Consider the following 14,648-nt stretch of genomic DNA (forward strand, 5'->3'; position numbering starts at 1 on the left):
TTCATGGACATCTTGACGTTGGCGAGGTCGACACCGCTGTTGTCCGCCTTGACGCGAACCTTGACGTTGTAGTCAACGACTCGCTTAACCGCTACTAATACCTTCATGGTTACCTCATTCTTGTCGCGTAGTTGTCGCGTAACTGCAGGCGAAGCCTGTCTTGAAAAGTGACCGCACAATCACCTATAGTCACAAAAAGACCAAAGTGCGCTTTTCGTAAAGCCCCTTATCATGCCGAGGCTGTACTGGTGGGTCAATAGCCATGCAGCAAAAGTCGTATTGAAAAAATGGCAACTTTACATCTTTACACTGGTTTGCAGAGAAGCGATTGATATAATGCGCCGCTATGCATTCACGGAAGATCTCAAGATAAAGCGATTTTCGATACAGCCTGAGAGTGGAGATAAAAACAGTGGAACGCGAATTCATGGAGTTTGATGTCGTCATCGTGGGGGCAGGCCCAGCCGGCCTGTCCGCCGCCTGCCGCATCAAACAGCAAGCAGCCGACGCCGGTCAGGAGATCAGCGTCTGTGTCGTGGAAAAAGGCTCCGAAGTCGGTGCCCACATTCTGTCCGGTGCGGTGTTCGAGCCCCGCGCCCTGGAGGAGCTGTTTCCCGACTGGAAAGAGCTTGGCGCTCCGCTGAACACGCCGGTCAAGCGTGACGACATCTATATGCTGACCAGCGAAGAAAAATCCACCAAGCTGCCTGACATGTTCGTGCCGAAAACCATGCACAACGAAGGCAACTACATCATCTCCCTGGGCAACCTGTGCCGCTGGCTGGCCCAGCAGGCGGAGAACCTGGGCGTGGAAGTCTACCCCGGCTTCGCTGCCCAGGAAGCGCTGATCGATGAGAACGGCGTGGTCCGCGGCATCCTGACCGGCGACCTGGGTGTCGATCGTGAAGGCAACCCGAAGGAAGGCTTCTATACCCCTGGCATGGAGCTGCGCGCCAAGTACACCCTGTTCGCCGAAGGCTGCCGTGGGCACATCGGCAAGCAGCTGATCAAGCGCTATGACCTGGCCTCCGAAGCTGACGCCCAGCATTATGGTATCGGCATCAAGGAAATCTGGGATATCGATCCGGCCAAGCATGAGCAAGGCCTGGTGGTGCACACCGCCGGCTGGCCGCTGGATATCACCGGCAACCAGAATACCGGTGGTTCCTTCCTCTATCACATCGAGAACAACCAGGTGGTAGTGGGTCTGATCATCGACCTGTCCTACAGCAACCCGCATCTGTCACCGTTCGACGAATTCCAGCGCTACAAGCATCACCCGGTGATCAAGCAGTACCTGGAAGGCGGCAAGCGTGTTTCCTACGGCGCACGCGCCATCTGCAAGGGTGGCCTGAACTCGCTGCCGAAAATGGTCTTCCCCGGCGGCGCGCTGATCGGTTGCGACCTGGGTACGCTGAACTTCGCCAAGATCAAGGGCAGCCACACTGCCATGAAGTCCGGCATGCTGGCCGCCGATGCGGTCGTCGAGGCCCTGAAGGCCGGCCGTGAAGGTGGCGACGAGCTGACCGGTTATGTGGACAGCTTCAAGTCCAGCTGGCTGTATGACGAGCTGTTCCGTTCGCGTAACTTCGGCCCGGCCATCCACAAGTTCGGCGCTCTGCTCGGCGGTGCGTTCAACTATGTCGACCAGAACTGGTTTGGCGGCAAGATTCCGCTCACCCTGCACGACACCAAGCCGGATCATGCGCAGCTGAAGAAAGCTTCCGAGGCACCGAAGATCGCCTATCCGAAGCCCGATGGCGTGCTCAGCTTCGACAAGCTGTCCTCGGTATTCCTGTCCAATACCAACCATGAGGAAGACCAGCCGGTTCACCTGCAGCTGAAGGACCCGAGCATTCCGATCGAGCAGAACCTGCCGCTGTACGACGAGCCAGCCCAGCGTTACTGCCCGGCTGGTGTGTACGAGGTAGTGAGCAACGATGACGGCAGCAAGCGCTTCCAGATCAACGCGCAGAACTGCGTGCACTGCAAGACCTGCGACATCAAGGACCCTGCCCAGAACATCAACTGGGTAGCGCCGGAAGGGACTGGCGGACCGAACTATCCCAATATGTAAGTTCGGCGCGCTGCGCAACCGAAAAGCCCCGGCAGAGTGATCTGTCGGGGCTTTTTTGTGGCCTGCCGTCCCTGGCGGCCACCCTTCGGGCCGCCACTGCGTGGCGTCAAAAATGGCTCCCGGCCATTTTTGGTGTTTGTCTGTTATTCCGCTATCGCGGCGAGGCGCTGCTCCCACCAAAGACTAGCACCGCGCTGTAGGAGCGGCGCCTCGCCGCGATAGCTGGCCGCCAGGCCAGCCAGATGATATGGCACTTTCGCGTCAGGCCGCGACGGGCGGTTCCTGCCCCGGCCCTTGCGGATTCGATGGCAACGGCGGCAGGCCGTGCAAGGCCCTGGCGCGCTGGCACTCGGGGCTGGCCTGGCCGTTTTCGCCATGGTAGGGAAACTCGCGGCAGGTGCTGGAGCGTTTTTCGTAGATGCTGCAGCGCACTGCATCACCCACCTCGCCCATCAGTGCAACACAACGTGGCTGGGGCTGATTGGTGCCCTGCATGCAGCTCAGGTGTGGCGTTACCTGCTCAATCAGGCGGTCGGGCACCATTCCACCGGGCGCACTGTCACTCTCCCCCCAATAGAAGGAAACCCTGAAGGTGGAACAGCATGCACCGCAGTCCAGGCAGGGTGAAAACTCGCTCATCGCATGGCAATCCTCATTCGGTTTCTGCGGAAGATTTTTACGCCTGTTGTGGTCCCTTCCACAAGTAGGCGGATAAAAAAATCCGGAGAAATTTTTAACGGCGCGTAACGGCGGTTCTGCTGCTTTCGCGTTACTATCCGCATACCTGTTCCGCTTCATGAGCCTCGGAGACCCTGATGTCTGACTCCCCCACTATCGCCGGCATGGATCTGCAGCGCCTCAACCGCATCGCCGATCATATGGAAAGCAACTATCTCGCCCCCGGCAAGTTGCCCTGCGCCGTCACCCTGGTGGCCCGTCACGGTCAGGTGGTGTGGCAGCGGGCCCAGGGGCTGATGGATGTGGAACGTGCCCATCCCGCCGCGCTGGACACCCTGTTCCGTATCTACTCGATGACCAAGCCGGTCACCTCCATTGCCCTGATGCAACTGTATGAGCAGGGGCGTTTCCTGCTCGATGACCCGGTCCACAAGTACATCCCGTCCTGGCGCAACCTGCAGGTATACAAGTCCGGCGTCTATCCGCAGTTCGTTACCACGCCGGCGGCGCGGGCCATGACCATTCGCGACCTGCTGACCCACCAGGCTGGCCTGAGCTATGGCTTCTCCTGCAGGACCAATGTGGATGCCGCCTACCGGCAGCTCAAGCTGGACGGTCATTCGGGCCTGACGCTGGAAAGCCTGATCGACGAACTGTCCCGCCTGCCCCTGGAGTTTTCCCCCGGCAGCGCCTGGAACTACTCCCTGGCGACGGATGTGTGTGGCTATCTGGTCCAACTGCTGTCCGGCAAGCCGCTGGATGACTATTTCGCCACGCATGTGTTTCGGCCGCTGGGCATGGAGGACACCTTCTTTACCGTGCCAGCCAGCAAGCTGTCGCGCTTCGCCGCCTGCTACCAGTACCAGCCCGGCGATGCCTTCGAGCTGCAGGATGATCCACAGGCGTCGCATTTCTCCCGGCGCCATGGCTATCTGTCAGGCGGCGGCGGGCTGGTCTCGAGTATCGGTGACTACTACCGCTTCGCCCAGGCTCTGGCCAATGGTGGCGAGCTGGATGGTGCGCGCATCATCGGCCGCAAGACCCTGGAGTTCATGCGCCTCAATCATCTGCCGGGCAATACCGACCTACCCTCGGTATCCACCGGCGGCTTCAGCGAGACGCCCTACGAGGGCTCGGGTTTCGGGCTGGGTTTTGCGGTGAAGACCGACATAGCCAAGTCCCAGGCCATCGGGTCGCCGGGGGAATACGGCTGGGGCGGCATGGCGGGAACGACCTTCTTCATCGATCCGGTGGAAGACCTGATCGTGATCTTCATGACCCAGTTGATACCCTCCTCCAGTTACCCGGTCCGCCAGGAACTGCGCGCCCTGGTCAATGCAGCGCTGGTTGATTGACTGCAATGACAGGCAGCCGGTGCGAAACGACAACTCGGGGCTGATAAAAGCCGCCGATCAGGGTATAAGAGCGCTATGAAAATACCCCGACGAATACAACCCCTGGTCGATGATGGACTCGTCGATGAAGTCATCCGCCCATTGATGAGCGGCAAGGAAGCTGCCGTATACGTTGTGCGCTGTGGTGATGCGATCCGCTGCGCCAAGGTCTACAAGGAGGCAGACAAGCGCAGCTTCAAACAGGCAGCGCTTTATCAGGAAGGCCGCAAGGTACGCAACACCCGCCGGGCACGCGCCATGGCGAAGGGTTCCAGGTTCGGCCGTGAGCAGCAGGAAAGTACCTGGCAGAACGCCGAGGTGGATGCTCTCTTCCGGCTCGCTGCCGCCGGGGTCCGCGTGCCGGTGCCCTACGGTTGTTTTGATGGTGTGTTGTTGATGGAGCTGGTCACCGACGAGCAAGGTCTGGTAGCACCGCGTCTGAATGATGTCGTCATGTCCGCGGAGCGGGCCGTCGAGCATCACGCGCTGGTCATGGAGTTCGTCAAGCGCATGCTCTGCGAAGGACTCGTACACGGGGACCTGTCCGAGTTCAACGTACTGGTCGATGAGCACGGTCCGGTCATCATCGACCTGCCCCAGGCGGTGGATGCCGCTGCCAACAACAACGCCTTCTCCATGCTGCAGCGGGACGTCGCCAATATGTCGCTCTACTATGGCCAGTACGCTCCCGAGCTATTGGGCACAGGCTACGCCAAGGAGATGTGGGCACTTTATGAGGAGGGCAAGCTGACCCCGGACACCCCTCTCACGGGACAGTTCGCCGAAAGCGACGAGGCCGCAGACGTGGACTCGGTGGTGGCCGAAATCAAGGCTGCCCAGGCTGAGGAGGAAGAACGTCTGGAACGTATCAGGCAAGCCAATCAGGAATGACCTGGCTCAGTCCTCGACCCGGCCGCGCAGGGCCTTGATCTTGCCGCGCTGGGTCTTGCTGTCCATACGCCGCTTCTGCGAACTCCTGGTCGCCTTGGTCGGGCGGCGTGTTTTTTCGACCACCGTGGCCGCCTGGATCAGTTGCACCAGACGCTCGATGGCGTCTTCCCGGTTCTTTTCCTGGGTCCGATACTGCTGTGCCTTGATCACCACTATCCCTTCCTTGCTGATGCGCTGATCCTTGAACTGCAACAGCCGCTCCTTGTAGAAATCGGGAAGACTCGAAGCCCGGATATCGAAGCGCAGATGGATGGCGCTGGACACCTTGTTGACGTTCTGGCCACCGGCTCCCTGGGCGCGGATGGCCGTGAACTCCAGGTCGTTTTCATCCAGTTCGACCGCTGCTGACAATCTGATCACTCCCCCTTCTCCTCCGCTGCGCTTTGCTGGCTATACTGCGGGCAAGGGTACAGGAGAAAAACAATGATGAACAAAGGAATGGCGGTGATCCTGCTGGTGGCGGCATTCCACATCCAGGCACAGGAGGCGACGGACGACAGCGACCTGCCGCAGTGGACCATCGATCGCATCACGCCGCTGCACGATCGGGTCTCACGTTGGGTCAGCAACACCTCGCGTAATATCGATGGCTTCTTCGGTACCGATGACCACCTCAACACCAGCAACAAGTCCTATATCCGCCTCAGCCAGGAGTTCCAGTGGGAGGAAGGCGAAGGCTTCAGTGCCGATCCGGGCATCCGTTTCAAGCTGGACCTGCCGACCACCGAGGAACGGCTGCGACTGATCATCGAAAGCGACCCGGAAGAGACTCAGGGCACCCTGGCCGAGCAGGGCTCGCAACGGCTGCGCAACGATGATCGGGACCCGGGTAATACCGTCATCGGCCTGAGCCGGCTCAGCGGCAAGGACTGGGCGCGCAACTGGGATACCAAGTTCGGTGCCGGGGTCAAGTTCCGCCTGCCGCTCGACCCCTACCTGCGCTTCGACGCCGAACGTCTTTGGCAGCTCGGCGATGGCCCCTGGCAACTGGCTTCGGAGAACCGGGTGTCATGGTTCAACAGCGACGGCTACTTCGCCCGCACCCGCTGGGATTTCGGCCGGCCGCTGGACGATGTGCGCCACCTGCGTTTCGTCACCAACGTGCAGTGGCAGGAAGAGGAAGACACCCTGGAGTTTTCCGAGACCGCCGCCGTGCATCAGGTGCTCGGACGGCGCAGCGTCATCCGCTACGCCGCGGTGGTGGTGGGCAACAGCGCCTCCAACCCACGGATCAACGACTACTATCTGCAGACGTTGTATCGCCGCAACCTGCACCGCAACATCCTCTACGCCGATCTGATCCCGGAGCTGCATTTCCATCGCGACACCAACTTCGATCCGCGCTGGGGAGTTACCTTGCGCCTGGAGATGTTCTTCCAGGGCGATGTGGTCAGGCGCTGACGTCCGCCCTCACCTGCCCGGCAATGCCTGCTGCAGGAAGCTGACGATCCAGCGCATCATCAATGCACTATCCGCCTCGGCGCTGAGCGAGGCCATGCCGGCGCGCAGGCGCGCCGGTGGCAAGGTCAGCTCGCGCAGGGTCATCAGGTCCCGGCAATAGTCCTTGCAGAACTCCGGATGGCCCTGCACGCTGAGGAAGCAGTCGCCATACTGGATCAGGTAATAGGGGCAGAACTCGCTGCTGGCCAGTACCTCGGCCTGGGGCGGCAGGATCACCACCTGGTCCTGATGACTGACCAGCAGATCCAGGTGCTCCTGGAAGGGTTGCATCCAGGACTTGCGCTCGATCACCTGGTTGAACGACAAGCCCACACCCCAGCCCTTCTCCGACTGGCGCACGCTACCGCCGAGCGCGCGGGCCATCAACTGGTGCCCGAAACACACCCCGATCAGCGGGACTTTCTGCTCCCATAAGGTGCGCACGAACTCGCACAGTGCTTCAATCCAGGGCAGATCATCGTTCACGCCGAACTTGCTGCCGGTGATCAGCCAGGCATCGCAGGCGCTGGCGTCGGCGGGCAATTGCCCATCCAGCACGCGATAGACCGGTAGCTCGCAGTCCGGCAGCAGCTCGCGCAACAGCTCGGAAAACATCTGCGGATAGTTGCCATACGCGGCCTGCAAACTGCGTTTGACGTCATCACACTGCAAAATACCGATCTTCACCTTCTCACCTCACTGGTTGAATCCGCCCATTGCGGCTGGCGATATGAAGCAAAAGATATGCCGTCCCGTCTGCAGGATCAACCGGGTCTCATTCCCAGCCCGGCACACCCTGGCGAATCAGTGCCGAGAAATCCGCATCATCACCGGCATCCAGCGCGCGCTGGGTGATCCGGCCACGGCGCTGCAACTCCTCCAGCGACAGGTCCGGCTGCATGCCCCCGACCTCATGGACATAGGCCGGCAGATAGCCGGTCAGCAGCAGCCGGTAGTCCAGCGGCAGGCCGTTGACGATCTGCTTCATCATCGAGAACACGATGGTGGTGCAGTTGCCGGTGACCGTATGGTAGAAACGCGGGTGTTCGGCCAACTGGTTGGACTGCAGGACGAAGGAGCGAAACAGCTCACGGGCATCGTCGGGGCTGAGATTGATGCGGTACAGCCCCAGCTCCTCACCGCGCACGTTGCTGCGCACCCGCACTATATCGCGCTCATCGGCGGCGATGATGCTCAGCTCGAACTGCTTGAAGAAACCGCCCAGCTCGGAGAACGTCTCATGCCGTTCACGGCGGATTTCCACCGAGAACACCAGGTGCTCACCATCATCGAAGCCGAAGGACACCAGCACATGGGAAATGGGCGCCAGCCCCCAGTTGGAGGTGATCATGTCCACCGAGTTGAGGCGCGACAGGTCGTAGTCGCGGCTTTCCCAGCGGATATCGTAATCCTCCTGGCTGCGCCAGTCGAAGTTGCGCACATTGTCCAGCCTGACCTGGTCGGCATCCAGCTCACCGGTACTGATGTGTGCCAGGTCGTCAGCCCAGTCCCGATGATTGCTCGGCTCGATACTCGCCCACCACCAGCCCAGCACGGCGAACAGGGCAAGGTAGCCCAGCAGCCCATACCACCAGCTTGTGCTGGACCAGAGCCAGTACAGCAGCCCGGCCAGACACAGCAACCACAGCCCGCCGAGGCCGATCCGTCCCCATATGCCACCCGGGGCCTGGAACCACAGGGCAAACAACGCCCAGATGCTGCTGAGAATCATGATCAGACTGGCCAGGGAGAGCAGAGAGGTTCGAAGCATGCGTGACCTGTGAGAAAAGTTTCGTTCATCCTAGGGGTTGCCAGCGCTTCATCGCAACCCACAGGGTTTGGCTACAGCTGCCCTTCTATCGGCAGCCAGCCGAGAAACCACGCCGCACCACGGCGGAAGCGGCTGGCCTCGGGCTCACTGTCCCAGCTTTGCCCGTCGATCTGCCAACGCAGCTGGTCGTTGTCATCGAGCACCAGTTCGAAGGAGAAATCCTCTGAGGTCCAGTGACGGAACAGCTCGGCCACCGACTCCGCCAGGGCGGGCTGGTGCACCAGCACCCCGGCCTCGGTATTGAGCACGATCGAGCGTGGGTCCAGATTGACCGAGCCGACGAATACCTTCTCGCGATCGAAGACGAAGGCCTTGGCGTGCAGGCTGGCCTGGGATTCGCCGAGGAAGGTGCTGGTCCGCTCCTGCTGCGTGGCCTGCCTGCGCAGCTCCCAGAGTCGCACGCCACCCCTGAGCAGTGGTCTGCGGTAGCTGGCGTAGCCGCTGTGCACGGCAAGCACGTCGGTGGTGGCCAGCGAGTTGGTCAACACCCGGACATCCACCCCGTGCTCTACCAGGTCGATCAGAAACACCTCGCCGCGCGAGCCGGGAATGAAATACGCCGACATCAGCAGCAGCTCGCGTTCGCTGTCACGGGCATGGCGGACCAGCTTGCGGGCCAGGATCGGCACCTGGTTGGTCTCATGTCCCGGGTCGGCCTTGGTCGGCGGGTCGGTCAGCCACTCGGCCTCGCCCCAATGCCAGACGATGCGGTCGTCGTGCAGCGCCCGGGTAAAGGGCGAGTCGGCCACCGCCTGCAGGTAGGTGCCACCATTGTGGCGCTGCCTGAGCGCCTTCAGCTGCTTGCGCAGCTTGACCACCGCCTGCTTGCCTGGGCGGCGGAACAGGCTTTCCACCGGCACTGCCTCGTTGGCATTCCAGTAGTCGTCGAAACTGCGCATCACCTCCCGGGTGATGCGGCCCATGCCGAGAATATCGATGTCCTGGAAGTCCATGACGCTGAGGGAGAAATACTCATCGCCGATATTGCGCCCACCGGTGATGAACATCTGGCTGTCGACCGCCATCAGCTTGTTGTGCATGCGGTAGTTGATACGACCGAATTCGCCGATCTTGCTGAAATACTTGAGTACCTTGCCGCGCAGGGTAACCGGATTGAACAGCTTGACCTCGATATTGGGATGGTGATTCAGCGTGGCCACGTCGAAGTCGCGCAGGCCGCTGCCGATATCATCCAGCAGCAGGCGCACCCGCACGCCCCGGTCGGCGGCACTGAGCAGGCGCTCGGCAATCAGCCCGCCGGTCACGTCGCCACGGTAGATGTAATACTGCAGGTCCAGGCTGCGCTCGGCCCGGTCGATCATCGCCAGGCGCGCGGCCAGGGCATCGGTACCGGTCTGCACCAGGGTGAAGCCGGATAGCCCGGCGCTATCCTCCGGCTGATGGTCACGGACATAGCGGCCGATCTCGGAATCCAGATCGGGGCGCACCGCATAGCTTGGCGGCAGGTCCTGCACCGGCAACGAGCTGGCACAGCCTGCCAGGGCCACTGCCAGCCAGACCAACCATAGCGCCTTCCAGAGAGCTGTTCTCACCCTGCCCGTCATCCTCGATTGCCAACAGCGCAAGTCTAGCAGCCGGTTGGCTGCAGGGGTTAGTCAGCGCCTCCATTCGCTGCAGGATCAGTTACCACCAGTTGGTACTCGGTAGCCCGCCCGCCACGGGTATGCACGACGATGAACCCCTGGTTGGCCGGCACCAGTCCCTGCTCGCGCGCAGCGGCGGTCAAGGCCCGCCAGGTGCCGACGCTGTCGTTGCGCTCGGTGTCGAAACGTACGCTGAGTATCTGCGTGGCAGGCTGGTTGAGCACGCTGTAGCCGGCCACGTGCCCGGCTCCGCTGGAAACCGGATAGCCGAGATACAGTTGCACCTCAGTCGCCGAGTTGGCGGCCAGGTCCGGGGCGTACAGGGTCAGTGGGCCGGTCAGTTGCATATGACCACGGCGCACGGCGGCGGTCCCCACCTTCACCGCCAGGCTACGCACCTGCTGATCCAGCTTGTCCGGCGTGCTCTGCAATGTCCGCCCGAACAATGAAGAAGCAGGCCGTTGCCGCAGGCTGACGCGATACTCCACCCCGTCGAGCCGGTACGGCAGTACATCGCCGCGGCGTACATCCAGCTGCTCGCGTTCGGCCGCCGGCAATGCGGCATAGGTGCCACACAATAGCCCCTGCAAGCGCTCCCGCTCGGCGCTCGCCAGCTCCGCGTTGGCTTGCAGGGCGGTGCATACCTGGCGATCATAGCCCTCCCAGGCCTGGCGCGCGGCGCCGGCCTCCAGTAGCAGTTGCAGGGTCTCCTCCCCGGCGTGTGCAGCAGCCAGCAGCAGCGCTGTCTGTCTGCCCTGCTCCGCCTCACGGCGCTCCAGCCCGCCGATCCCCATACCCATCTGCTGCCGGGTACGCCGGTGCACATTGGCACCATGTTGCAGGAGCAAGGCCACACTCCGTGGTTGGTTGTGCTCAGCCGCGCTCATCAAGGCGGTCTTGTCCCAGCGGTTGTGCTGCTCGGGATCGATACCGGCCCCGAGCAACAATTGCAGATTATCGGGCTGCATCACCGCCGCGGCGGCGGCCGGGTCGCCATCCGGTCCACGCCCCCATTGCTCGCCACGGCTAGCGGATTCATAGGCGATGAAGTCCGCCACCACATTGGCCGGGGCGTTGTTGAGCAGCACGCTGTGCAGGGTGGCAAACTGGCGCCCACGCTCCAGGTCCCCCGGCGCCGGAGCGATGGCGTAGCGGGGTTGCCAGGCGGCTGGGGGCGGACTCGGCAGCTGCACCGGCTGGCTCGGCGCAGCCAGGCTTTCCACCGCTCGCGCCAAGGTTGCATGCAGCAACAGGTCGGCAGCGACATCAGCATCCCGGTCATCCAGCCCCTGGCCGGTGAACAGTTGCCGGAGTTCCTGTTGGGCTGGTTGCAGCATCGGCAACAGGCGGCGATAGGCCTGCTTGTTGTTCAGGTTACGTTCGGACCAGTCGAACAACCCCTCCAGTGCCCGATCATGACGCTGTCGCAATACCGCTTCGTGGCCGTGGCGGGACAGAGCATCAACGCCCAACAGCGGTAGATTGAGCAGTGTCCATTGCTGTTCCTTCCAACCCTGGAAGTCATCCCGTCGCTCATGCTGCGCCATACCGGGCAAGGGATGGCCGACGATATCCTCGAGTCCGGCCTGCAGCTGCGCATAGACGGAAAGCCCGGCCAGGGTATTGGTACGCGGTGGTGTCAGGTAGGTCTGATACAGGCACAGCGGCTGCAGGGTGGCGCCGGCCAACTGATAAAGGCCGGCATAGGCCGACTCACCCCGTGCCGCCGGTGAATGGAAGCCCCAGGTTTCGTTGACCAGTACATGAGTGCGCCCGGCACGCTGGAAAACATCGATGGAACCGTAATCGCCGGTCTGCGACGAGGCGGCATGAGCGCGTCCGCCATAGTTCGGCTGCTCGGCAATCCAGTGCGCCAGCGTGGCGTCATCCAGCAACGGCTTGCCATCGATACTCATGCCCCGGGCGCGGATCTGATAACCGGCGTACAAGCCGGCGTTGTACAGCTCGACTCTTACCTCCCGCCCGTCCACGCTGGCGTTGGCCACGTCCGCGTGGCTACCCGCCAGCAGGCCGACCCCGGACAGGCGCGCCGGCGAGGGTTCGCCGTTGCTGCGCAGGTCCCGGTTCAGCTCCTGCTCCAATGGCTCGCAGAGCCCGCTGGCGCGATTGTCCACCAGACGGTACTCGGCATAACTGGACAGCGCGTGCGCACCGGTATTGCTGACCGGCTGCGGTATCCGCCAGCCCTCCAGCTCGCGGCTGCGCTTGCGATAGAGCCCCGTCAGGCAGGCCTGGGATTGCGCATCGGGCTCAGCAGCGATGCTGCACAGCTCGCCACGACTCAACAGCCACTGCCGGTGATTGGCCGCCAGCAGCAGGCTGCCGACGGGGTCCAGTTCCTGCTGCAGGCGATGCTGATGCGCTACCAGCTCCTTGTCCAGTCGGGCCAGCGCATCATCGGCACAGATCTGCCGATGTACCGCCGGCAAGGCGCCACTGCAATCGAAACTGGCGCGTGTCTGCAAAAGCGGTTGGCGGGCCTTGGGCGTGGTGTCGATCGGTGGCTTGGGCGGCACCGGTGCTGCACAGCCGGCAAGCAGCGCAGCGCTGAGCAGCAGAACGGAAGAGCAAGGTAGTTTTACCGGCATGGTGTTCTGTCCTTTCCGGGATCGTTGTTATTTGATGAATATCGCTGTGCCGTAGATGACGTATTGTTCCGCGCCCTGGTTGGGCGGTGGAGGAAATGGCCCGGCGCTACGCACAGCCTGCTCGGCGGCCGCATCCAGCAGCTCGTCGCCGCAGCGATCGATGACATAGCTCAGCATGCGGCCAGTGGCATCCACGGTAATTTCGTAGGGAATGTAGCACTGGCGCTTGAAGTCGTTCGGATCGCCCTTGTATCCCGGTGGTGGCTTGTATACCGAACCTTCCGGCCGTTTCAGGTTGGCCGTTACCCGGCTCTTCACCGTGTCGGCATAGGCCGAGGGCACTGGCCGGCCACGCGTGGCTGCCGGGGTCGACGTCGGCGGTGCTGGCGGTGGCGCCCAGTCCTGGTTGGCACCAAAGGTATGCACTGGCGGACCCGCGGGCTGTGCTGGGGCGGCCGCGGGTGCTGTTCGTTGCACCGGCCTGGGGGGAGCCGGCTTTGGCGCAGGCTCGGGTTCCGGCTCGGTTTCTGGTTCAGGCTCCGGTTCTGGTTCCGGTTCGATTATCGGCTCAGGTTCCGGCTCCACTGGCAGCTCGACCAGTTCGACGGCAATCGGCTCGCGCAATTGCACCGGCGGATGGCTGAAACGACTGCTCATCAACCATGCCACCAGCGCCGCGTGCAATGCCAGCGACGCACCGATAACCAGCAAGCGCACCGGCCAGGTCCATGGCCGGTATTCATCGGCGGCACTCATCAGAGTTCCAGCTCTTCGCTGGCGACCAGGCTGATACGGGAGTAGCCGGCTTTCTGCAGCACATTCATCACGCGCATCAGGGCGCCATATTCCACCGCCTGGTCCCCGCGCAGGAACAGTCGGGTTTCCAGCTGACCCGCAGTCACCCCATGCGTCAGGTTGGCGAGTTGTCCCAGCGGTACGGCCTGCTCCTGCACGAAAATACCGCCGTCGGCCTGCACGCTGATATACACCGGCTCGGTCGGCGGCGCCGAGGGTGTCGAGGCATTGCTCGGCAGGTCGACCGGTACATCCACCGTTGCCAACGGGGCGGCCACCATGAAGATGATCAGCAGCACCAGTATCACGTCGACGAAGGGGGTGATATTGATCTCGGCGTTCTGCTGATAATTGTGCCGCTTGACCGTCGGCCCGGAATCCAGCTGGATGCCCATGTCAGTGCGCCTCGTCCAGTTGCCGGGAAACCGAAGCCAGCAGCTCGGCGGAGAAGTTGTCGAGAGCCCCGACGAAACCGTTGATGTCCCGCGCGAACTTGTTGAAGATCATCACCGCCGGAATCGCCGCGAACAGTCCCAGCGCCGTGGCCAGCAGGGCTTCGGCGATCCCCGGTGCGACCACCGCCAGACTGGCGCTCTTCATCGTCGCGATGCCGGCGAAACTGTTGAGAATGCCCCACACGGTGCCGAACAGGCCAATGAAAGGCGCGGTCGCCCCTATGGTCGCCAGCACCCCCATCATGCCACCCAGGCGAGCCAGATCCCGTTCCTGGACAATGCTCGCCGTCAACGCCATGCGCTGCAGCAGCCGGTTGATCTGGTCAGCGCTGGCCTGGCTGCCACGGTGCTGGCCGAAGTGGCGCAACTCGGTCTGCGCGGCCAGCCACATGCGGCCGATGGCGCTGTGGTTGGCCTGCTGCTCCAGGTGAGCGGCATCGCCGGCACGGAACAGCTCCAGGAACTGGTTGTTCCTGCGTCTGGCGGCGGCGAAGGTCAGCAGCTTCTCGAACAGGATGGCCCAGGTCAGCAGTGAACAGAACAGCAGGAATATCATCACCGACTTCACCACCAGGTCGGCCTGGACGAACATCTCGCGTACGCCGAAACGCTCTCCCACCGGTTCGCTCATGAGCGCAGGGCTGTCAATCGTGCCCGGCTGTTGCACGGTCGGCGGTGATTCGGCGTCGCTCTGGGCCAGCACCAGCCCGCCGGCCAGCACGCCGACGGCCAGGACCGCCAACAGGCTCAACAGACGCAGTGCCGCCTGACAACGGCCGAGCCAGGATGGGAGGATGTCGATTTTCATAGGGTT

General features: G+C 62.5%; 13 protein-coding genes and 1 pseudogene. 4 read left to right on the top strand and 10 right to left on the bottom strand.

From position 1 onward, the window contains the following. A pseudogene (locus H6X51_RS16880) lies at positions 1-107 on the bottom strand (electron transfer flavoprotein subunit beta/FixA family protein); the annotation flags it as partial. A gap of 305 nt (positions 108-412) precedes the next feature. Here H6X51_RS16880 and H6X51_RS16885 point away from each other — a divergent pair. Further along, a complete protein-coding gene (locus H6X51_RS16885) occupies positions 413-2,077 on the top strand; it encodes an electron transfer flavoprotein-ubiquinone oxidoreductase (protein WP_185268641.1) in 1,665 nt (554 codons plus the stop codon). Positions 2,078-2,338: 261 nt separating this feature from the next. Here the strand turns inward: H6X51_RS16885 and H6X51_RS16890 are convergent, their stop codons facing one another. Then, positions 2,339-2,716, bottom strand: coding sequence for a YkgJ family cysteine cluster protein (locus H6X51_RS16890; protein WP_185268642.1), 378 nt, complete (start codon positions 2,714-2,716; stop codon positions 2,339-2,341). A gap of 176 nt (positions 2,717-2,892) precedes the next feature. Between H6X51_RS16890 and H6X51_RS16895 the strand changes: the two genes are divergently transcribed. Then, entirely contained in the window at positions 2,893-4,110 is a 1,218-nt protein-coding gene (locus H6X51_RS16895) for a serine hydrolase domain-containing protein (protein WP_185268643.1), read from the top strand. A gap of 75 nt (positions 4,111-4,185) precedes the next feature. Continuing rightward, positions 4,186-5,040, top strand: a complete 855-nt coding sequence (locus H6X51_RS16900) for a PA4780 family RIO1-like protein kinase (RefSeq protein ID WP_185268644.1) — start codon at positions 4,186-4,188, stop codon at positions 5,038-5,040. 6 nt (positions 5,041-5,046) lie between these two features. On the opposite strand, the gene arfB is transcribed toward H6X51_RS16900, so the two are convergent. Further along, entirely contained in the window at positions 5,047-5,460 is a 414-nt protein-coding gene (gene arfB / locus H6X51_RS16905; protein WP_185268645.1) for an alternative ribosome rescue aminoacyl-tRNA hydrolase ArfB, read from the bottom strand. Between the two features lie 63 nt (positions 5,461-5,523). Between arfB and H6X51_RS16910 the strand changes: the two genes are divergently transcribed. Beyond that, positions 5,524-6,501: a hypothetical protein gene (locus H6X51_RS16910; protein WP_221627399.1), complete on the top strand. Its 978-nt coding sequence runs from the start codon at positions 5,524-5,526 to the stop codon at positions 6,499-6,501. Between the two features lie 9 nt (positions 6,502-6,510). Here H6X51_RS16910 and H6X51_RS16915 read toward each other — a convergent pair whose 3' ends face one another. The 7 genes from H6X51_RS16915 to H6X51_RS16945 form a co-directional block, all read right to left on the bottom strand. Then, positions 6,511-7,227, bottom strand: coding sequence for a glutamine amidotransferase-related protein (locus H6X51_RS16915; RefSeq protein ID WP_185268646.1), 717 nt, complete (start codon positions 7,225-7,227; stop codon positions 6,511-6,513). Between the two features lie 88 nt (positions 7,228-7,315). Further along, positions 7,316-8,311 carry an Lnb N-terminal periplasmic domain-containing protein gene (locus H6X51_RS16920; RefSeq protein ID WP_185268647.1) on the bottom strand — a complete coding sequence of 332 codons (996 nt, stop codon included), beginning with the start codon at positions 8,309-8,311 and terminating at the stop codon, positions 7,316-7,318. 71 nt (positions 8,312-8,382) lie between these two features. Then, entirely contained in the window at positions 8,383-9,924 is a 1,542-nt protein-coding gene (locus tag H6X51_RS16925) for a phospholipase D family protein (protein ID WP_185268648.1), read from the bottom strand. A 59-nt stretch (positions 9,925-9,983) separates the two neighbouring features. Beyond that, positions 9,984-12,584 (bottom strand): ankyrin repeat domain-containing protein, encoded by a 2,601-nt coding sequence (locus H6X51_RS16930; RefSeq protein ID WP_185268649.1) that lies wholly within the window; start codon positions 12,582-12,584, stop codon positions 9,984-9,986. A gap of 27 nt (positions 12,585-12,611) precedes the next feature. Continuing rightward, the gene (locus tag H6X51_RS16935; protein ID WP_185268650.1) at positions 12,612-13,340 is read right to left on the bottom strand and encodes an energy transducer TonB; all 729 of its coding nucleotides are present in this window, start codon (positions 13,338-13,340) and stop codon (positions 12,612-12,614) included. Beyond that, on the bottom strand, positions 13,340-13,774 hold the full coding sequence (locus tag H6X51_RS16940) for a biopolymer transporter ExbD (protein WP_185268651.1): 435 nt from the start codon (positions 13,772-13,774) through the stop codon (positions 13,340-13,342). Before H6X51_RS16940 ends, H6X51_RS16935 begins: the two co-directional genes overlap by 1 nt. 1 nt (position 13,775) lies before the next feature. Beyond that, positions 13,776-14,642: a MotA/TolQ/ExbB proton channel family protein gene (locus H6X51_RS16945; RefSeq protein WP_185268652.1), complete on the bottom strand. Its 867-nt coding sequence runs from the start codon at positions 14,640-14,642 to the stop codon at positions 13,776-13,778. Positions 14,643-14,648 lie beyond the last annotated feature (6 nt).

Source organism: Halopseudomonas xiamenensis, assembly GCF_014219065.1.
GTDB lineage: Bacteria > Pseudomonadota > Gammaproteobacteria > Pseudomonadales > Pseudomonadaceae > Halopseudomonas > Halopseudomonas xiamenensis.